General features: G+C 74.1%; 21 protein-coding genes. 9 read left to right on the top strand and 12 right to left on the bottom strand.

The window, feature by feature from the left end:
• Positions 1-44: 44 nt before the first annotated feature.
• Positions 45-857, bottom strand: a complete 813-nt coding sequence (gene folP / locus ACFV0O_RS20800; RefSeq protein ID WP_380343825.1) for a dihydropteroate synthase — start codon at positions 855-857, stop codon at positions 45-47.
• 181 nt (positions 858-1,038) lie between these two features.
• Here folP and ACFV0O_RS20795 point away from each other — a divergent pair, with 181 nt between their 5' ends.
• Positions 1,039-1,521, top strand: a complete 483-nt coding sequence (locus ACFV0O_RS20795) for a DivIVA domain-containing protein (RefSeq protein WP_380343725.1) — start codon at positions 1,039-1,041, stop codon at positions 1,519-1,521.
• Positions 1,518-2,111, top strand: coding sequence for a DNA-3-methyladenine glycosylase I (locus ACFV0O_RS20790; RefSeq protein ID WP_380343723.1), 594 nt, complete (start codon positions 1,518-1,520; stop codon positions 2,109-2,111). The genes ACFV0O_RS20795 and ACFV0O_RS20790 overlap by 4 nt, the downstream gene beginning before the upstream one ends.
• Positions 2,112-2,136: 25 nt before the next feature.
• Here ACFV0O_RS20790 and ACFV0O_RS20785 read toward each other — a convergent pair whose 3' ends face one another.
• Complete coding sequence (locus ACFV0O_RS20785) at positions 2,137-2,937, bottom strand: enoyl-CoA hydratase-related protein (RefSeq protein WP_380343720.1); 801 nt, start codon at positions 2,935-2,937, stop codon at positions 2,137-2,139.
• A gap of 299 nt (positions 2,938-3,236) precedes the next feature.
• Between ACFV0O_RS20785 and ACFV0O_RS20780 the strand changes: the two genes are divergently transcribed.
• Positions 3,237-3,404 (top strand): DUF3117 domain-containing protein, encoded by a 168-nt coding sequence (locus ACFV0O_RS20780; protein ID WP_014137929.1) that lies wholly within the window; start codon positions 3,237-3,239, stop codon positions 3,402-3,404.
• A gap of 162 nt (positions 3,405-3,566) precedes the next feature.
• Here ACFV0O_RS20780 and ACFV0O_RS20775 read toward each other — a convergent pair whose 3' ends face one another.
• Positions 3,567-4,199, bottom strand: a complete 633-nt coding sequence (locus ACFV0O_RS20775; protein WP_207809516.1) for an O-methyltransferase — start codon at positions 4,197-4,199, stop codon at positions 3,567-3,569.
• A gap of 288 nt (positions 4,200-4,487) precedes the next feature.
• Between ACFV0O_RS20775 and sigE the strand changes: the two genes are divergently transcribed.
• The 4 genes from sigE to ACFV0O_RS20755 all read left to right on the top strand — a co-directional run bounded on the left by sigE (position 4,488) and on the right by ACFV0O_RS20755 (position 7,716).
• Entirely contained in the window at positions 4,488-5,219 is a 732-nt protein-coding gene (gene sigE / locus ACFV0O_RS20770; RefSeq protein ID WP_380343822.1) for an RNA polymerase sigma factor SigE, read from the top strand.
• The gene (locus ACFV0O_RS20765; protein ID WP_380343717.1) at positions 5,216-6,241 is read left to right on the top strand and encodes a zf-HC2 domain-containing protein; all 1,026 of its coding nucleotides are present in this window, start codon (positions 5,216-5,218) and stop codon (positions 6,239-6,241) included. The genes sigE and ACFV0O_RS20765 overlap by 4 nt, the downstream gene beginning before the upstream one ends.
• Positions 6,242-6,389: 148 nt before the next feature.
• Positions 6,390-6,824, top strand: a complete 435-nt coding sequence (locus tag ACFV0O_RS20760; RefSeq protein WP_380343714.1) for a sec-independent translocase — start codon at positions 6,390-6,392, stop codon at positions 6,822-6,824.
• 223 nt (positions 6,825-7,047) lie between these two features.
• On the top strand, positions 7,048-7,716 hold the full coding sequence (locus tag ACFV0O_RS20755; RefSeq protein ID WP_380343711.1) for a hypothetical protein: 669 nt from the start codon (positions 7,048-7,050) through the stop codon (positions 7,714-7,716).
• Positions 7,717-7,824: 108 nt separating this feature from the next.
• Here ACFV0O_RS20755 and ACFV0O_RS20750 read toward each other — a convergent pair whose 3' ends face one another.
• The 4 genes from ACFV0O_RS20750 to ACFV0O_RS20735 form a co-directional block, all read right to left on the bottom strand.
• Positions 7,825-8,985 carry an Mrp/NBP35 family ATP-binding protein gene (locus ACFV0O_RS20750; RefSeq protein WP_380343708.1) on the bottom strand — a complete coding sequence of 387 codons (1,161 nt, stop codon included), beginning with the start codon at positions 8,983-8,985 and terminating at the stop codon, positions 7,825-7,827.
• Positions 8,986-9,041: 56 nt separating this feature from the next.
• Positions 9,042-9,638, bottom strand: a complete 597-nt coding sequence (locus ACFV0O_RS20745; RefSeq protein WP_380343819.1) for a DUF1003 domain-containing protein — start codon at positions 9,636-9,638, stop codon at positions 9,042-9,044.
• A gap of 49 nt (positions 9,639-9,687) precedes the next feature.
• Entirely contained in the window at positions 9,688-10,986 is a 1,299-nt protein-coding gene (locus ACFV0O_RS20740) for a magnesium transporter MgtE N-terminal domain-containing protein (protein WP_380343705.1), read from the bottom strand.
• A 129-nt stretch (positions 10,987-11,115) separates the two neighbouring features.
• Positions 11,116-11,655 (bottom strand): hypothetical protein, encoded by a 540-nt coding sequence (locus ACFV0O_RS20735; RefSeq protein ID WP_380343702.1) that lies wholly within the window; start codon positions 11,653-11,655, stop codon positions 11,116-11,118.
• A gap of 94 nt (positions 11,656-11,749) precedes the next feature.
• Here ACFV0O_RS20735 and ACFV0O_RS20730 point away from each other — a divergent pair, with 94 nt between their 5' ends.
• Positions 11,750-12,718: a DMT family transporter gene (locus ACFV0O_RS20730; RefSeq protein ID WP_380343699.1), complete on the top strand. Its 969-nt coding sequence runs from the start codon at positions 11,750-11,752 to the stop codon at positions 12,716-12,718.
• Between the two features lie 3 nt (positions 12,719-12,721).
• Here ACFV0O_RS20730 and corA read toward each other — a convergent pair whose 3' ends face one another.
• Positions 12,722-13,843 carry a magnesium/cobalt transporter CorA gene (gene corA / locus ACFV0O_RS20725; RefSeq protein ID WP_360259596.1) on the bottom strand — a complete coding sequence of 374 codons (1,122 nt, stop codon included), beginning with the start codon at positions 13,841-13,843 and terminating at the stop codon, positions 12,722-12,724.
• 433 nt (positions 13,844-14,276) lie between these two features.
• Here corA and ACFV0O_RS20720 point away from each other — a divergent pair, with 433 nt between their 5' ends.
• Entirely contained in the window at positions 14,277-14,918 is a 642-nt protein-coding gene (locus ACFV0O_RS20720; RefSeq protein WP_380343696.1) for a suppressor of fused domain protein, read from the top strand.
• A gap of 150 nt (positions 14,919-15,068) precedes the next feature.
• Here the strand turns inward: ACFV0O_RS20720 and ACFV0O_RS20715 are convergent, their stop codons facing one another.
• From ACFV0O_RS20715 to ACFV0O_RS20700, 4 genes are all read right to left on the bottom strand, one after another.
• Positions 15,069-15,929 (bottom strand): PHP domain-containing protein, encoded by an 861-nt coding sequence (locus tag ACFV0O_RS20715; protein ID WP_380343693.1) that lies wholly within the window; start codon positions 15,927-15,929, stop codon positions 15,069-15,071.
• Between the two features lie 68 nt (positions 15,930-15,997).
• Positions 15,998-16,636 (bottom strand): DUF6758 family protein, encoded by a 639-nt coding sequence (locus ACFV0O_RS20710; RefSeq protein ID WP_360259589.1) that lies wholly within the window; start codon positions 16,634-16,636, stop codon positions 15,998-16,000.
• 308 nt (positions 16,637-16,944) lie between these two features.
• Positions 16,945-17,103 (bottom strand): hypothetical protein, encoded by a 159-nt coding sequence (locus tag ACFV0O_RS20705; RefSeq protein ID WP_157849739.1) that lies wholly within the window; start codon positions 17,101-17,103, stop codon positions 16,945-16,947.
• Between the two features lie 400 nt (positions 17,104-17,503).
• A complete protein-coding gene (locus ACFV0O_RS20700) occupies positions 17,504-18,376 on the bottom strand; it encodes an alpha/beta fold hydrolase (protein ID WP_380343689.1) in 873 nt (290 codons plus the stop codon).
• Between the last annotated feature and the right edge of the window lie 140 nt (positions 18,377-18,516).

Below are 18,516 nucleotides of genomic sequence, written 5' to 3'. Positions count from 1 at the left end.
CCGGGCCGCCCGGCACCGGCACCGGCACCGGTACGGGCCGGGGCCTAGGCCAGCCCCCGGCGGGCGACCGCCGGGGGGCGGGTGCCCCGGATCGAGGCGACCATGTCCAGCACCTGGCGGGTCTCCGCGACCTGGTGCACCCGGTAGACCCGCGCGCCCAGCCAGGCCGAGACCGCCGTGGTCGCCAGGGTGCCGAGCAGCCGCTCGTCCACCGGCTTGTCCAGGGTCTCGCCGACGAAGTCCTTGTTGGAGAGCGAGACCAGCACCGGGAAGCCGGTCGCGGTCATCTCCGGCAGCCGCCGGGTGGCCTCCAGCGAGTGCCGGGTGTTCTTGCCGAAGTCGTGCCCCGGGTCGATGATCACCGCGTCCCGCCGCACGCCCAGTTCCACCGCGCGCTCGGCCAGCCCCACGGTCACCCGCAGGATGTCCGCCATCACGTCCTCGTACCCGGCCCGGTGCGGGCGGGTGCGCGGCTCGGCGCCGCCCGCGTGGGTGCAGACCAGCCCGACGTCGTGGCGGGCGGCCACCTCGGCGAGCTCCGGGTCCACCCCGCCCCAGGCGTCGTTCAGCAGGTCCGCGCCGGCCTCGCAGACCGCCTCGCCGACCTCGTGCCGCCAGGTGTCCACGCTGATCACCACGTCGGGGTGGCGCTTGCGCAGCTCGGCCACGAAGGGCACGGTGCGCCGCAGCTCCTCCTCGACCGTGACCTCGTCGCCCGGTCCGGCCTTGACCCCGCCGATGTCCAGGATCGCGGCGCCCTCGGCCACCGCGCGGTCGGCGGCGGCGAACGCGGCCGGGTCGGCGAAGGTGGCGCCCTTGTCGAAGAACGAGTCCGGCGTCCGGTTGACGATCGCCATGATCACCAGTTCGTCGTCACCGAATTCCCGCGGTCCCAGGCGCAGTGCCACCGATGTCTCCTCCAGAGCTCCTGCGGGTGCGATGATGGCCCCCGGCCTCACTGAGGGACCATGCTGTCATGATCAGTCTGGTTCCCTGGAACCTCGACGAAGGCCGACCGGGAGTTCGGGAGGACAGCTCGTGTTCTGGGTGATCGTGGTCGCCATGGCCGTGGTGGTCGGCGGCGCCGCCCTGGTGGCGCTCGGCGGGGGCGGCTCGATGCCGGAGGCGGTACCGGACCGCATCTCCGCACGGCTCCCGCAGGACCGGCCGCTGGGCAAGGCCGACGTGGACGAACTGCGCCTGCCGATGGCGCTGCGCGGCTACCGGATGGACGAGGTGGACGACGTCCTGGACCGCCTCGGCGCCGAACTCGCCTACCGCGACGCGCGGATCGCCGAGCTGGAGGCCGCCGCCCACCTGCGCGGCACGGTCGAGGCGACCAACGCCCCCGACCCGGCGGCCGAACCGCTGCCCGGCCTGGAGCAGTTCGCCCGCGTCGTCGAGCCGGCCGTCGCCCTCACCAAGCCGTCGGCCGAGCCGTCGGCCGAGCCGTCGGCCGAGCGGCAGGCCGAGACGCCGGCCCGGGCGCCCGAGGACGCGAAGCCGGTGAAGGACCAGTGACCTCCCCGGCCGACGGCGCGGTGCTCGGTCAGGACGGGCTGCGCCGCTGCGCCTGGGGCGACTCCACCGACGACTACCGGGTCTACCACGACACCGAGTGGGGCCGGCCGGTCCACGGCGACGACGCGCTGTTCGAGCGGGTCTGCCTGGAGGCCTTCCAGTCCGGCCTGTCCTGGCTGACGATCCTGCGCCGCCGCGAGGGCTTCCGCGCCGCGTTCGCGGGCTTCGAGATCGGCAAGGTCGCCGAGTTCGGCGAGGCCGACAAGGAGCGGCTGCTCGCCGACACCGGCATCATCCGCAACCGGGCCAAGATCGAGGCGGCGGTCGCCAACGCGCGGGTCGCCCGCGACCTGGAGGGCGGCCTCGACGCGCTGATCTGGGGGTTCGCCCCGGAGCCGGGCCGGCCGGCCCCCCGCCGGATGAGCGAGGTGCCGGCCGTCACGCCCGAGTCGACGGCACTGGCGAAGGCGTTGAAGAAGGCGGGCTTCCGCTTCGTCGGCCCGACCACCGCCTACGCCCTGATGCAGGCCTGCGGCCTGGTGGACGACCACCTGGCGGACTGCCACGTCCGCACCGGGGCGAAGGGCTGAGCAGGCCTCCTGGGCTCTGTCAGCCCTAGCGGCCGACGTACTTCGGCTTCTCCTTGGCGATGAAGGCGCGCACCGCGATCCGGTGGTCCTCGCTCGCGCCGGCCAGCGTCTGCAGCTCGTCCTCCTTGTCGAGGAGTTCGTCCAGCGAGTGCGAGGCGCCGTAGGCGAGTGAGGCCTTGATGGCGCCGTACGCGACCGTCGGGCCCTCGGCCAGCTCACGGGCGAAGACCCGCGCGGTGGCGGCGAGTTCCTCGGCGGGGACCACCTTGGTCGCCAGGCCCAGCTCCATCGCCTCGGCGGCCTTGACCGTCCGGGGCAGCATCAGCAGTTCGGTCGCCTTGGCGTGCCCGACCAGCCGGGGCAGCGTCCAGGACGCGCCGGAGTCGGCGGTCAGGCCGATGCCGGCGAAGGCGGTGTTGAAGCCGGCCCGGTCGGACACGATCCGGAAGTCGCAGGCGAAGGCGAGCGAGGCGCCCGCTCCGGCCGCCACCCCGCCGACCGCGGCGACGGTCGGCTTGCGCATCCCGGCCAGCGCCCGGGTCAGCGGGTTGTAGTGCTCGGCGACGGTCCGCAGCGCGCCCTCCCCGGTCTCCTCGGCCAGCTTCAGCTGCGCCAGGTGCTCGTTCAGGTCCTGCCCGACGCAGAACGCGCGTTCGCCCGCTCCGGTCAGCAGCACGGCCCGGACCGCGGGGTCCGCGGCCGCGGCGACCACGGTGTCGCGCAGCGCGACCTTGGTGGCGACGTCGAGGGCGTTCATCGCCTCGGGTCGGTTGATGGTGATGACGGCCAGGCCGCCGTCCAGCTCGTACAGCACGGAATCGGACATGCGCGAGGGCTCCCCGGGTGATCGTCGTGGTGTCGGTGTCGTGTGCCAGGATGCCGGAGCACGAGGTGGCCTGGGGAGTGTGAGGTATCGCACCTTCCGGTGCCGTCCACACCGTCGCCACGCCAGGGCTTATGACGTGAATTGCGGTGGTTGGGGGCGGTCCGGCCGAGGTTGCACCGAGAGTGATGTTGGTCATCAGCCCGTGGCATGCGGGATAATGGCTTCCGATCAATGCGTTCGATACCGGCGGTGGACGGACTGCCGGTGCGTAGCTGGCGGTTGCAGGAAGGGGAACGAGCATGGCGGCCATGAAGCCGCGGACGGGTGACGGCCCGCTCGAAGTCACCAAAGAGGGGCGGGGCATCATCATGCGCGTTCCGCTCGAAGGCGGCGGACGCCTCGTGGTGGAGCTCACGCCTGACGAGGCCGACGCCCTCGGCGAGGCCCTGAAGAAGGCCTGCGGCTGACCGCAGCGGGTGCTCGCCATCTCCTGGAGATGCGCTGCCGGGCCCGGGTACGACGTCACGTCGGCCCGGGTCCGCGCGTTTTCCGGCGGGCCCTCCCGGCCCCGCCCGCCGGTGCCCCGGGGCCGCCCCGCGGGAGGTCCGGGGACGGGTTCCGGCGTCCGACTAGCGCTTGACGGCGCAGAGCAGCCCGTCGGAGACCGGCAGCAGGGCCGGCAGCAGGGCCTCGCTCTCCCGGACGTCGCGGACCAGGTCCCGCACCGCGCCGGTCTGCGGGTCCTGCAGTTCCGGTTCGGCCAGCCGGCCCTCCTGGAAGACCCCCTCGAAGCAGACCATCCCGCCCGGCCGCAGCAGCCGCAGCGACTCCAGCAGGTACTCGCGGGACTCGGCCGGGTCGCCGTCGCAGAACACCAGGTCGTACTGGCCGTCGGCGAGCCGGGGCAGCACCTCCAGCGCCCGGCCCGGTATGAACCGGGAACGGTTGGCCGCGAACCCGGCCGCCTGGTACGCCTCGCGGGCCAGTTGCTGGCGCACCGGCTCCGAGTCCACCGTGGTGAGGACGCCGTCCGGCCGCATCCCGCGCAGCAGGTAGACCCCGGAGACCCCGGTGCCGGTGCCGATCTCGGCCACGGCCTTGGCGTCCAGCGCGGCCGCCAGCAGCCGCAGGCAGGCCCCGCCGCTCGGCCCGATCGCGCGTATGCCGGTTCGCGCGGACTGCGCCCGGGCGTAGGTCAGCACCGCGTCCTCGCCCACGTAGGTGTCGGCGAGGGCCGCGCGCGCGGGCCCGAACTCGCTGATGGCTGCCTCTTTCGGAGCCCCGGGTGGCGGCCCGGTGCCGGGGGATGTCGATATTTCCTGCCACAGATTACTGGCCGACCGGGAACCGCGTACGGCGGCGGGCCGTTGTCATGACGGACCGGGTGCGGGAGGCCTCCCGGGCACTTTTATCCGGGCTTGACGGGTGAGGTGGATATGGTGGTGGCCCTGCTGGGCAGAAGAGCCGACCGAGGAGGTGTGGCCGAGGGCGACGTCCCCGTGCGGCGGCACTCCCGCGGCACCGCGTCAGCCCGTACGCCGAAGCCCGTGATGAACCAGTCTGCGCACTCCGACCTGGACCAGCCCGCCGCCGCGACGCCGGCCGCGGGTACCACCGAGGCCCCCGCCCTCGCCACGTTCGCCGAGGGCCCCGACGCGCAGACCTGGACTCCGCCCACCTGGGAGGAGATCGTCGAGGCGCACAGCGCCCGCGTCTACCGGCTCGCCTACCGTCTGACGGGCAACCAGCACGACGCCGAGGACCTCACCCAGGAGGTCTTCGTCCGGGTGTTCCGTTCGCTGTCCACCTACACCCCCGGCACGTTCGAGGGCTGGCTGCACCGGATCACCACCAACCTCTTCCTGGACATGGTCCGCCGCCGCCAGCGCATCCGCTTCGACGCGCTCGGCGAGGACGCGGCCGAGCGGCTCGCCTCCCGCGAGCCCAGCCCGGCCCAGCACTTCAGTGACACCCACTTCGACGCCGACGTGCAGCAGGCCCTGGACACCCTCGCGCCGGAGTTCCGCGCGGCCGTGGTGCTGTGCGACATCGAGGGCCTGTCGTACGAGGAGATCGCCGCCACGCTGGGCGTCAAGCTCGGCACCGTCCGCAGCCGCATCCACCGCGGCCGCTCGCACCTGCGTGCCGCGCTCAAGCACCGCGCCCCCGGCTCGGCCCCCGGCCGTGAGCGCCGCGGCGGCTCGGAGGAGCCGGTGCCGGTCGGCGTCGGCGCGGTGGAGGCCGCGGTCGCGCCCGGTGGGCGCGGACGGAGGCGATCGTGAGCGGAACCAGCCGGTCCGGCTCGGACCGGTCGGACACGTCCGGCCGGGCCCTGAACCGGCGGAGCTGGGGCCTGCCGGGCCGTCGGGGCACCGACGAACCCGGTGAGCCCGTGCTGCCCGCGCTGGCGCTGCCCGCCGACACGGCCCTGCACGCGCTGCCCGTACGGCCCGCCGAACCCGCGGTCGAGGAGCACCACCTCGGCGACCGCCTCTCCGCCTTCCTCGACGGTGAACTCGGCCACGACTCGCGCGAGCGCGTCCAGGCGCACCTGGCGACCTGTCCGCAGTGCCTCGCCGAGGCCGACGAGGGCCGCTCCGTGAAGCACCTGCTGACCCGCACCGGCACGCCCGGCCCGTCCTCCGCGCTGATGGCCCGGCTGATGGCCGTCGGCAACCTCCCCGAGGACGGCCCGTCGGACGGCGACTGGCCGCCCGGGCGCGGGCGCCACGACGACGACGACCTGCCCGGCGGCGGGGTCGCGGCCACCGGCACGCTCGGCGGCAGCCGGCTCACCGGCGGCTCCTTCGGCCGCGGCGCGGGGGCCTCGTTCGGCGCGGGCGCGCTCGGTGCCGACACCCCGGTGCCCGGGGTCGACCCGCGGGCCTTCGGGCGCGGTGCGGTGCTGCGGCCGCTGATGGGCCGGCGCTCCGCCCGTCCCGAAGCAGTCGCGCCCGAACACGCCGCCCGGCCGCAGCCGTCCGCGGCCGCCGTCCGCTCCTCCGCGCGCGGGCGCCGGCTGGTGTTCGCCGCCGCGGGCGCCTTCTCCGTCGCCGCGGTCACGCTCGGCGGTGTCGGCGGGCTCAGCCCGCAGGGCGAGGACCGCCACGGTACGACCGTCAGCCCGCCCGGCGGCGGCACCGGCACCGGTCGCGGTGGCGGTGGCGGTCTCGTCCCGATGACCGCCCAGGTCCCGGTGGACTTCCCGGGGCGCCCGGTCGCCGCGACCCGTGAGGCGTCCCCGCCGTCCTCCCCGGAGCGTTACCCCGGCGGCGTCGCCGCCCTGCGCCAGCAGACCCGCTAGAGCCCCCCTGGACGGGCCCTGGCGCCCCGGTCCCGACGCGCTCGGCCACCGGCAGGTCTTTACCACGGCTTCATCGCAGCGTGGGCCGGGGACTCGCCGGTGGCCATTACCCTGTAGGGACCGTCGTCCGACGAGCTAGGGAGCAAAGGTGTTCAGCGACGTAGGCGGGCTGGAGATCCTGACCCTGGTCGTCATGGCGATCATCATCTTCGGTCCGGACAAGCTGCCCAAGCTGATCCAGGACACCATGGGCTTCATCCGGAAGATCCGTTCCTTCGCCGACAACGCGAAGGAGGACATCCGCACCGAGCTCGGCCCCGAGTTCAAGGACTTCGAGTTCGAGGACCTCAACCCCAAGACCTTCGTCCGCAAGCAGCTCATGGGCGGCGAGGAGGACCCGCTCGGCCTCAAGGGGATGAAGGACTCGCTGGATATCCGGTCCGTCCTGGACGACAAGCCCGCGGCGCCGGTGAACGGCCGCAGCGGCAGCGTCAGCTTCGAGAAGTCCGCTCCGGCGCCCGCCTCCGCAGGTGCCCCGTTGGCGCCCGGCGAGCGGCCTCCGTTCGACCCCGACGCCACCTGATCCCCGCTCCGGCACGACGCCCCGGAGGCACGCCACCGCCCCGCCCGGCCGCCCTGCTGAGCGGGGCGGTGGTGCGTGCGCCGCTATTGTGCTGATTGTTCCCGCTGAGCCGTCCGTCACATTCCGCGTGTTCGCGGACCAGGAACGGCCCCCGGGAACGCCGCGGTGCGCCACCATGGGAGCGCGCCACGGCAGGCAAACGTGCGTTTGAGGAGGCCCGGGGATGGACGCGACGAGTCAGGCGGGAGGGGCGACGGCCACGGCCGGCGGCCCGGTGGTCGGCGGACAGGCCGGCCCGGCGGACCCGCTGGTGCCCTACCTGTCCGCCGACTTCCCCTGGTACGGGCTGGACGAGGGCTGGACCGGCCGCCGTTACCTGATGCAGGCCGGCGCCGGCACCCGCGCCGCGGGCAGCGTCGACTACGGCTCGCTCGGCCACGGTGACGAGCCCGCCAAGCAGTTCGAGCCGCGTGACGTGCGGAAGTTCGCGGCCGTGGTCACCGTCGCCCGCCGGGACAGCCGCCGCAGCGCCGACAACACCGGCACGCTGGAGGCGACCTCCGCCTCCTCGGCCGCCTGGCTGGCCGGTTCCGGCCTGCTCGCCGCGACCTGGCCCGGCCAGCTGGACCGCGCGCTGCGCCAGGACTGGCTGGACCAGCAGAGCAGCCTCGCCTGGGACCTCGCCGACGATCTGGCGGGCCCCGGCTGGTCCACCCTCAGCCTGCCGGTCAACGGCCTTCCGCAGCCCTTCCGCTACCGCGAGTCCGAGTACGGCTGGGTGCTGGCCGGCGAGGCCCCCGGCGTCCTGCTCGGCGCCTTCGGCCGCGGCGTCAGCGCCTACGGCGTCGGTTTCTCCACGGTCCCGGACCTGGCGGCCTACACCCGCCCGTAGGGGCCGCGGCACGACGAAGGGGCCGGGCGGTGCACACGGCACCACCCGGCCCCCGACGCCGCCCGTCCGCCCGCTCGCGGGGCGAAGGGGCGGCGGGCGTTCAACGGCTCAGAACTTGTTCCTGGGCGTCAGCCCGAGCGACATCCCGGACAGGCCGCGCTGGCGGCCGCCGAGCTTGCCGGCCACCGCGCGCAGGGCGGCGCCGGCCGGGGAGTCGGGCGCGGCGAGCACGACCGGGCGGCCGTCGTCGCCGCCCTCGCGCAGCCGCACGTCGATCGGGATCGAGCCGAGCACCGGGACGGTTGCGCCGACCGTACGGGTGAGCGCCTCCGCGACGGTCTGGCCGCCGCCGGTGCCGAAGACGTCGATCATCTCGTCGCAGTGCGGGCACGGCATGCCGGACATGTTCTCGATCACGCCGACGATCTTCTGGTGGGTCTGCACCGCGATGGTGCCGGCCCGCTCGGCCACCTCGGCGGCGGCCATCTGCGGGGTGGTGACGATCAGGATCTCCGCGTTGGGGACCAGCTGGGCCACCGAGATCGCGATGTCGCCGGTGCCGGGCGGCAGGTCCAGCAGCAGCACGTCCAGGTCGCCCCAGTACACGTCGGCGAGGAACTGCTGCAGCGCGCGGTGCAGCATCGGGCCGCGCCAGACCACCGGGGCGTTGCCCGGGGTGAACATGCCGATCGAGATGACCTTCACGCCGTTCGCCTGCGGCGGCATGATCATGTCCTGGACCTGGGTGGGCCGGCCCTCGACGCCCAGCATGCGCGGCACGCTGTGGCCGTAGATGTCGGCGTCCACGACGGCGACCTTCAGGCCGTCGGCGGCCATCGCGGCCGCCAGGTTGACCGTCACCGAGGACTTGCCGACGCCGCCCTTGCCGGAGGCGACGGCGTACACGCGGGTCAGCGTGCCCGGCTTGGCGAACGGGATCTCCCGCTCGGGGGCGCCGCCGCGCAGCAGCTGGGAGAGTTCCTTGCGCTGCTCGTCGCTCATCACGTCGAGCTCGACCTCGACACCGGTCACGCCGGGGACCTTGCCGACCGCCTCGCGGACCCGGGTGACGATGGTGTCGCGCATCGGGCAGCCGGAGACGGTCAGGTAGACCGCGACGTGCACGGCGCCGCCCTCGGTGATCCCGACCGATTTCACCATGCCGATCTCGGTGATCGGGCGGTTGATCTCCGGGTCGTTGACGGTCGCCAGCGCCTGGCGTACGGACTCCTCCGTGACGCCGGCCGCGACCTCTGTCTCGTTGGCCATGCCTTGATGGTACGGCGCCGGGCGAACCGCTTAACCCGTCGGTAGCGTGCCGCCGGTCACAGCGGCTCGGAGGCGTCCCGGCGCTCCTCGATCTCCCTGAGCAGGGACTGCAGTTCGGAGCGGATGCCGCTCATCTCGGAGCTGATGAAGGCCCGGGTGGCGACCTCGCCGAGCCCGTGCCGCAGGGCGGCGACCTCGCGGGTCAGGTACTCGGTGTCCGCGATGTTGCGGTCGCTGCGGGCCCGGTCCTGCTCCATGTTGACCCGGTCCCGGTTGTCCTGGCGGTTCTGCGCCAGCAGGATCAGCGGGGCCGCGTACGAGGCCTGCAGGGACAGCGCGAGGGTCAGGAAGATGAACGGGTACTCGTCGAAGCGCACGGTCGCCGGCAGCAGGGTGTTCCAGGCTATCCAGACGACGACCACGACGGTCATCCAGACGATGAACCGCCCGGTGCCGAGGAAGCGGGCGATCCGTTCGGACAGGACGCCGAACGCCTCCGGGTCGTAGGAGGGCAGGGAGAGCAGGCCGGGCCGCGCGGTGCGCGGCTGGTCGAGCCGGGTGCGGCCGGTGCCGGTGATCGGGGCGGTCTCCACCCGCCGTTCCCGGCTGCCCTCGCGGGTGCGCAGTTCGCGCAGCTGCCGCAGCTGCCGCAGCTCGCCCTGCAGGCGGCGGCGCGCGGAGTCGTCCGGCCGGCCGTTGCGGTCACCGTCCACCGGTCACCCCTTCCCTGTCGTCGTGCCGGGCCTCGTCGTCGGCGTGCAGTGCGGCGTCGCGCCAGTCGTCCGGCAGCAGGTGGTCGAGCACGTCGTCGACGGTCACCGCGCCGAGCAGGTGGTCCGCCTCGTCCACGACCGGCGCCGCGACCAGGTTGTAGGCGGCCAGGTAGCTGGTGATCAGCGACAGCGGGGTGTCCGGCGGCAGCGGGTCCAGGTCGTCGTCGACCAGCGAGCCGACCAGGACGTACGGGGGCTCGCGCAGCAGCCGCTGGAAGTGCACGGTGCCCAGGTAGCGGCCGGTCGGGGTCTCGTTCGGCGGCCGGCAGACGAAGACCTGCGCGGCGAGGGCCGGCTTGTGGTCGCTGACCCGGACCCGGGCCAGGGCCTCGGCGACGGTCGCGTCCGGTTCCAGGACGATCGGCTCGGTGGTCATCAGACCGCCGGCGGTGTCCTCCTCGTAGGTCAGCAGGCGGCGCACCGGCGCGGCCTCGTCCGGCTCCATCAGCTGGAGCAGCCGTTCGGCCTCGTCGCCGGGCAGCTCGGAGAGCAGGTCGGCGGCGTCGTCCGGGTCCATCGCCTCCAGGATGTCGGCGGCGCGCTCCTCCTGGAGCTTGCCGATGATCTCGACCTGGTCGTCCTCGGGCAGCTCCTCCAGGACGTCGGCGAGCCGCTCGTCGTCCAGGGCGGCGGCCACCTCGGCGCGGCGCTTGGCGGACAGGTGGTGCATCACGCTGGCGAGGTCGGCGGGGCGCAGCTGCTCGAAGGTGGCGAGCAGGTTGGCGGCGCCCTGGTCCTGTTCGGGCAGCGCGAAGCCGGTGACGTCCTGCCAGTCCAGCGTGAGCCGTTCGCCCTTGGCCTTGCGCAGCCGGCCGGCCCGGCCGAGCTGGACGAAGACCTTGCTGATCTCCCACTCGCGCAGCCGGCTCTGCACCATGCCGATGTCCAGCACGGTGACGTCCTCACCGGTCTTGGACCAGGTGACGGTGCGGTCCAGCAGTTCGGCGAGCACCAGGGTCTCGGACGGGCGCTGCTCGAAGCGGCGCAGGTTGATCACGCCGGTGGTGAGCACCTGGCCGGACTCCAGGCTGGTCACCCGGGTCATGGGGAGGAAGATCCGGCGCCGGCCGACCACCTCGACCACCAGGCCGAGCACGCGCGGGGGACGCCCGCCGAGGCGCAGCGAGACGACCACGTCCCGGACCCGGCCGACCTGGTCGCCGTTGGGGTCGAAGACCGCGATGGCGGACAGATGGGAGATGAAGACCCGGGTGCCTGGCCCTGCCATGAACTCCCTCGACTCGCTCGACGCCGTACGCGGTACGCCGAGGCGCACCCGCGGCCAAATCTACCCGTGACCGCGTGGCCCGGCCCGATGAGGCACCGTAGCGGCGGGAGGAGTCCCCGGAGTGAACCCTCAGCGGCGCTTGAACAGCAGTTTCGGCAGTCCGGCCGGGACCGGGCGGCGGGTGGTGGCCGGGGAGGGCATCGGCTCGGCGGCGTGCGAGCCGTCCGGCATCGCGCCCGGACGCTCGGTGAGCGGGCCGGCCGGCTCCAGCCGCAGCACCCGGCACTCGCGGGCCCAGCGCTCGGTGATGGCGTCGGTGTCGGGGGCGTTGAGCCGCTTGCCCTTGAGTTCCTCGACCGTGCCCAGCCAGGCCTCGCCGTTCGGCGGGAGTTCGACGACCCGGGCGCTCCAGCCGGTGAGCCGGCCGCCCTTGTCCTTGCTGCGGACGGTGACCACGGCCGCGGCGCCGGGGACCAGGCCGTGCAGCGGCTGCTCGTCGCCGTCGCCGACCACCACGACCGCGCCGTCGTGCCAGGCGTGCCACAGCGGCCGGGCCTGCTCCTGCCCGTCGGCGCGCACCCAGAGCAGGCCGGACTTCTTCGCGGCCTCCTCCAGCAGGGCCTGGTCGAGGAAGGCGTCGGCGGTCGCGGCGGCGGGCGTACGGTCCATGGCCGACAGCGTACGGCTTTCCCCTCCGGTTCCGTCCAGGGGACGTCTCAGCCTCCGGGCGACAGTTCCATTGCCGCGCCACGGGCCTTACCGTATGAGCCGCCCCACCCGCCGCGACCAGCAGAGGAGCGCCGTGCCCGCCGCCCGGCCCGCGACCGCCCCCGCACCCGCACCCACCGCCGACCCGGGGTCGACGCGTCCGCTCCCCACCGTCGACCTGCTGCTGCTCGCCGTGTCGATCGGCGGCATCTCGCTGTCCGGCCCGCTGATCAGTGCCACCGCCGCGCCCGCGCTGGCGATCGCCTTCTGGCGCAACGTCATGTCGGTCGGCGTCCTCGGCCCGTACGCGCTGCTGCGCCACCGCGCCGAGCTGCGCGGGATCGGCCGGCGGGCGCTGCTGCTCGCGGTCGCGGCGGGGGCGCTGCTCGCCGTGCACTTCGCGCTGTGGATGCCCAGCCTGCGGATGACCTCGGTGGCCTCCGCCACCGCCCTGGTCACCACCACCCCGCTGTGGACCATCCTGCTGATGCGGCTGATGGGCGTCCGGGCGCCCCGGGCGGTCTGGCTCGGCACGGTCGTGGCCTTCGCCGGGGTGCTGGTGCTGACCGGGGTCGACCTCTCGCTCTCCCCGCGCGCGCTGCTCGGCGACGCGCTCGCCCTCGCCGCCGGACTGGCCGCGGCCGGGTACATGCTGCTGGGCGCCGAGGTCCGCAAGACGGTCAGCACGACCGGGTACACCCTGGTCTGCTACGCCACCACGGCGGTGGTCCTGCTCGGGATCTGCCTGGTCGCGGGGACCCCGCTGGCCGGATGGCCGGCCGGGGTGTGGTGGCAGATCGTGATGCTGATGGTCGCCGCCCAGCTGCTCGGCCACTCGCTGAGCAACCGCGTGGTGCGCAGCCTGGGCCCGTCGATCACCTCCACCGCGATCCTGCTGGAGACCCCGGGGGCGGCGCTGATCGCCGCCCTCTGGCTGGGCCAGTGGCCTCCGGCGGCCGCCTACCCGGCGGTGGTGCTGATCCTGCTCGGGCTGGTCCTGGTCGCCCGCGGCGGGCGGCGCTGAGGGTCAGAGCCAGCCGTTGCGGCGGAAGCCCCGGTACATCCCGACGCAGATCAGGGCGATCGCGCCGAGCACCATCGGGTAGCCGTACTTGTGGTGCAGCTCGGGCATGTACTCGAAGTTCATGCCGTAGACGCCGGTGATCATGGTGGGGACCGCGAAGATCGCCGCCCAGGCGGTGATCTTGCGCATGTCCTCGTTCTGCGCCACCGACACCTGCGCCAGGTTCGCCTGCAGCAGCGAGTTCAGCAGTTCGTCGAAGCCGTGCACCTGCTCGGCGACCCGGGCCAGGTGGTCGGCGACGTCCCGGAAGTACTTCTGGATGTCCGGGTCCACCAGACGCTGCATCGGCTCGGACAGCTGCTGCATCGGGCGCAGCAGCGGCACCACGGCCCGCTTGAACTCCAGCACCTCGCGCTTGAGTTGGTAGACCCGGCCGACGTCGGCACTGCGGCCGCCCTTGGCCGAGAAGACGCCGTACTCGATTTCGTCGACGTCGTTCTGCAGCCGTTCGGCGACCAGCAGGTAGTTGTCCACGACGTGGTCGGCGATCGCGTGCAGCACCGCCGCCGGGCCCTTGGCGAGCAGTCCGGCCTCGTCGGCGTCGGCCTCCAGCCGGTGGCGCAGCTCCTGCAGCGAGCCGTGGCCGCCGTGCCGGACCGTGATGACGAAGTCCCGCCCGGCGAAGACCATCAGCTCGCCGGTGTCCACCACCTCGCTGGTGGGCGTGAGCTGGTCGTGCTCGACGTAACGGATGGTCTTGAAGACGGCGAACAGCACGTCGTCGTAGCGCTCGACCTTGGGCCGCTGGTGGGCGTGCACGGCGTCCTCGACCGCGAGCGGGTGCAGGCCGAAGCGCTGGGCGATCCCCTCGAACTCCGCCTCGGTCGGTTCGTGCAGTCCGATCCAGCTGAACGAGCCCTCGCCCTCGGGGAGTTGCTGCTCGGCCTTGACCCGGCGGGCGGCCTCGCGCGGGCTGCAGGTCTCGCCCTTGCGCTTGCCGTGCTGGTAGACCGCGCAGTCCACGATCGCCGAGGCGGCGTCCTCGGACAGGACGTCGTACACCCCGGCCGCGCCGCGGCGGCGGTTGGTGCGGACGGCGGCACGCAGGCTGTTGATCATCGACATGGCAGGCTCCCAGGGGCGGGGAGCCGTCGCGGTGCGGCGCGGAATGGAGAAACGTTCGGCCGCGGTACGACGGCGAAGAACACCGGTGAAAGGGGGGGATGAAGGTGCTCTCCCGGCCGGTCCGTCCGCCGTGGGGCCTGCGCCCGGGGCTACTGCGGCTGATTCAGCCGATTGCGCCTGCGGGGCGAGGGGTACGGGGAAGTCGGGGCCGGGCAGAGCTGCCGGTACTGCATGGTCGGCCGGTATCCACCGCAACCACCTCCTTCGCGCCGCCGCCCCGGGACGGAAGAATCCCGGTGGCCAGTCGCTCACCCTAACATCTGACCGGCCATCGGCGCCGGGGGGTTCCCGAGGCTTTACGGGTCCTTGACGGGCCGGCCCTCCGCGCCGCCCGCACGGGGGCCGCGCGGACCAGCGGGTTACGCTCACCGGCATGGCCCACGACTTCCCGCTCTTCGGCGACCCCCACGGCGGCAGCTCCCCGGAGCTCTCCCGGGAGGCGGTGCTGGCCGCCGTCGAGGCCCGGCTGATCTCCACCTTCGGCGAACCGGGCGGCCGCGCGGCGGTCACCTTCCTCGGCACCGACCGGATCGAGGTGCTGCGCTTCGGCCCCGACCCGGAGGGCCTGGTGCGGTACGCGACGCTCGGGATGTCCGCCGCGCCGATGGCCGACCCCACCTCGCCGGTCGCCGACCAGGTGCGCGGCCCGCGGGTCGAACTGGTGCTGACCGTCCGCGGCGGGCGCGACAGCGTGCTGCGCAGCCTGGCCACCTTCGCCGCGACGCCGCAGGTCGAGGGGCTGGTGGTGGCCCCGGGCGGCTCGCTGGACCTCGGCGCCCCGCTGTGGGACGGCGCGCCCTTCACCTCGGTGCTGGCGGCCGAGCCGGGCGGGCTGGTCGAGGACCTGGGGCTGGCGGATCCGGCCGACCCGGTCCGCTTCCTGCCGCTGCTGCCGATGACGCCCAACGAGGCGGGCTGGAAGCGGGTGCACGGCGCGGCCGCGCTCCAGGAGCGCTGGCTGAACCAGGGCACCGACCTGCGCGACCCGGACCGCCGCGGCGCCCGGCTGGACTGACGGCCCGACCGGAGGCCCGGCCCGGACTCCGGCCGAGGCGTTCGCCGACGGACGGTCAGGGGCCGCCGGGGCAGTGGTCGGTCGGGGCGTGCGCGCCGCGCCGTACGCTCACGCCGTGCCCCGCGAGCCGGAGTGCGGCGGCGCGACCCCTCAGCGCTCGATCGGCTTCGCGCCGGTGGCCTGGGCCAGCAGCGCCTCGTACACCGCAGGGTCCGTGGTGTGCTCGCCGAGCCGGACGGTCTTGCGGGTGCCGTGGTAGTCGCTGGATCCGGTGACCAGCAGGCCGAGTTCGCCGGCCAGGCCGCGCAGCCGGGCCCTGGTCTCCTCGTCGTGGTCGGTGTGGTCGACCTCCAGCGCGGCCAGTCCGGCCACCGCGAGGCCGGCGATCACCCCGTCCGAGACGGTCCGGCCGCGCTTGACCGCGCCCGGGTGGGCGAAGACCGGCACCCCGCCGGCCGCCCGGACCAGCCGGATCGCCTCGACCGGGTCGGTCTCGTGCTTGCGGACGTCCGCCCGGCCCCCGTTGGCCAGCCACTCGGGGGTGAACGCGTCCGAGACGGTGGCCACCACGCCCGCCTCGACCAGCGCGCTGGCGATGTGCGGCCGTCCCACCGAACCGGTGCCCGCGATCCGCTGCACCTGCTCCCAGCCGATGTCCGCGCCGAGGTCCCGGCAACGCTCGACGATCGCCCGCCCGCGCCGGAACCGGTCGGTGCGCACCAGCTCCCGCTCGCGCGCGAACTCCGGCTCCTCCGGGTCGAACAGGTACGCCAGCAGGTGCATGCTGATGCCGTCCACGACGCAGGACAGCTCCGCGCCCGGCACGACGGTCAGCCGGGCGCCGTTGGGCAGCGCGTGCACCGCCTCGGCGGCCTCGACGTGGCCGGCCACGGTGTCGTGGTCGGTGAGCGCGACGACGTCGAGGCCCGCGGCGACGGCCGCCGCGACCAGCTCGGCCGGGCTGTCGGTGCCGTCGGAGGCGTTGCTGTGGGCGTGCAGGTCGATGCGCACGGGGCGGACTCCTGGGGGCTCGTGGGTGCCGCCCAGGATAGGCCGTCCGGGTGGCCCCGGGGCCCGGGTCAGCCGAGCAACCGGGGGGAGAGCGCCCCGCAGGGCAGCAGGTCCAGCTCGGCGCCGGCCTCGCGCAGGTCGGTGAGCACCAGCTCGTCGTACATCACCAGGGCGGACTGCTCGGGCCAGGCGATCGCCCAGAGCCAGAGCCCGCGGGCCTCGCCGGCGAACACCGCGCGGTCGGCCGGGGCGTCCGGGACGTGGAACATCGGGGTGGGCCGGCCGGCCGCCATCAGCTTGGCGTCGGCGGGCTTGTAGAGGCCGACGGAGTCGCCCGGGTCCGGCCCGGGCAGGCCGGCGTAGCGGGCGCCGAGCCCGACGCCCAGTTCCTCGGCGACCAGCACCAGCTCGCCGAAGCCGCCGAGCGGAGCGGGGCCGGCGCAGGCGACGGCGGTGGCCCGGGCACCGGAGACGTCGTCACCGACGTGGGCGATGCCGGTGTACAGCCAGCCGACCGGGAGCGGCCACGGCAGCCAGACGGGGACCTGGGAACGGACGACGGCGACGCCCAGGGCCTCGACACTCGGGGGCAGCACGGGCTGCATCGGGTGGACGGCTCCGTGCCGGTCGCACTGCCAGGTGTCTGAGAACAGACCGGGGGCGCGGACCCGACCGGCGCACCTCGGGCAGCTTGGCTCGCCCCTCATAGCCGACAACGCTCCTCCCTCCGGACCGCCGCGTCAAGGACGATCACCCGTACGGAGGGCTCGGCGGCACCTGTCGGTCGCGGACGCCCGGCCGGCGCTGGGTGGGCGCGTTCGCGGGCGGTTCCCGTTGGGGGATGTCCCGTGAGGGGCGGCGGCAAACGTTTCGGGTGCGGACCCCGGACGCACTGACGCCCCGTCATCGGCGATTGCGGTGACGGGGCGTCAGTCGGGTATCGGAACGTCCGGATCGGACGCTCCCGGCTCGTCTGCGGCGGGTGGGGGCTCCGGGGTGGAGGCGCCGCGCGGGGTCAGACGGTCGGGCACGGCCGGATGAGCAGGCGTTCGCCGGTGCGGGCGGCGGCCTGGACGTGTTCGCGCACGGTGGCGGCGTCGGCGATCAGGCGGTCGGTGGCGGAGCCGTTGGCGTCGTCCAGTCGGACGATCTCGAAGCGCATGGTCTTCGTCATGGGCGTCTCCTTTCCTTGCCCCGCGGGGCGGGGCGATCGCGGCTGAGTGGGTATCAGCTCTTTCGGGATGTTGCGGGTCCGGCGGATCGGCCGGACCGGGCGGGTCGTACGTGCGGCGGTCTGCTGCGGCAAGGGCTCCCCCTGCTTGCCTGGTGCGTCCAGTGCCTCGTGAGCCACGGTGTCGTGGCGGTGCTACCGGGCCGTTGCCCGTCCGTGAAGTCCAGGTTTCGGATGATGTGCGTCGGCGTCGAGGCCGACGATGATTCCCGGACAGAATCAAAGATTACCGTAACTAACGAATTTTGTCCTGTGTTGAAGCCGGTCGAAGTTCCGAAAGTGGTAGAGACCACTTCCGGCGGGAGGTCCGACGGAGCCGGTCAGGCCGGGGAGCGGGGTCCGGTCAGGCCCAGAACGCGGCCAGCGCCTCGGCGGTCGCGGCCGGCTGCTCCGCGTTGGGGGAGTGGCCCGCGTCCGCCACGACGACCCGGCGGGCACCCAGGCGCTGGGCCATCCCGGTCTGCTCCGATACGGGCCAGGCGTAGTCCCGTACCCCGGACAGCACCAGCACCGGCAGCCCCGCCGTGGCGGCGGCCAGCTCGTCCACGCGATCCGGCGCGGCGACCAGGTGGCCACCGGTGACGGACAGCGCCTGCGGCACGTTGGCCAGCCAGCGGCGGTGCAGGAACTCGGCGACGGCCGGGGCCGGGCCCGGCTGCGACTGCCCGCTGTCCGCCTCCATCTGCCGCATGACCTGCCAGATCTCCTCCAGGCCCATCACCTGCAGCGCGTCCAGCAGCAGCTTGGTGCGGGCCGCCTCGGCCGGGTCGATCGCGCCCGGGCCGGTGGACATCAGCGTCAGCGACCGCCACGGCAGCGGGCCCGGCGCGGCGGCGAGCACGGCCTCCCGCACCACCTGACCGCCGAAGGAGTGGCCCACCAGGTGCAGCGGCCCGCCGTCCGCCGCCAGCGCCGCGGTGAGCGCCCGTACGTCCGCGCCCAGCTCCCCGACGGCGTACGCCGCCGGATCGTCCGGCCCGCCGGTCTCGTGCTGCCCGCGCTGGTCCACGGCGGTCACCCGGTACCCGGCCGCGGCCAGCGGTTCGAGCAGCCCGATGAAGTCCTCCTTGCTGCCGGTGAAGCCCGGCACCAGCAGCGCGGACCCCCGCACCGGCCCCGCCGGCTCCGCCCGCAACGCCGCGAACTCCCCACGCCCGGTCACCACCCGCTCGGCCCGCGCGCACCCGGGCAACCTCAGAAACGGCGGCGTGCTCATGGCGTGTTCTCCCTGCTCTGCTACCCACTGCTTCCCGACGCCCCCGAGCTTAGGCCGTGGGTCGCGCACCCCGTCGTCGGCGCGTCCGGCGGCGGGGCGGGCCGGGAGGAACGCCGAGGGGGCGGGCCGGGCCGGGTGGC

Source organism: Kitasatospora sp. NPDC059577 (genome assembly GCF_042735475.1).
Taxonomy (GTDB): domain Bacteria; phylum Actinomycetota; class Actinomycetes; order Streptomycetales; family Streptomycetaceae; genus Kitasatospora.
Note: the sequence above shows the minus strand (reverse complement) of the source record. Positions and strands in the feature narration are given on the sequence as shown.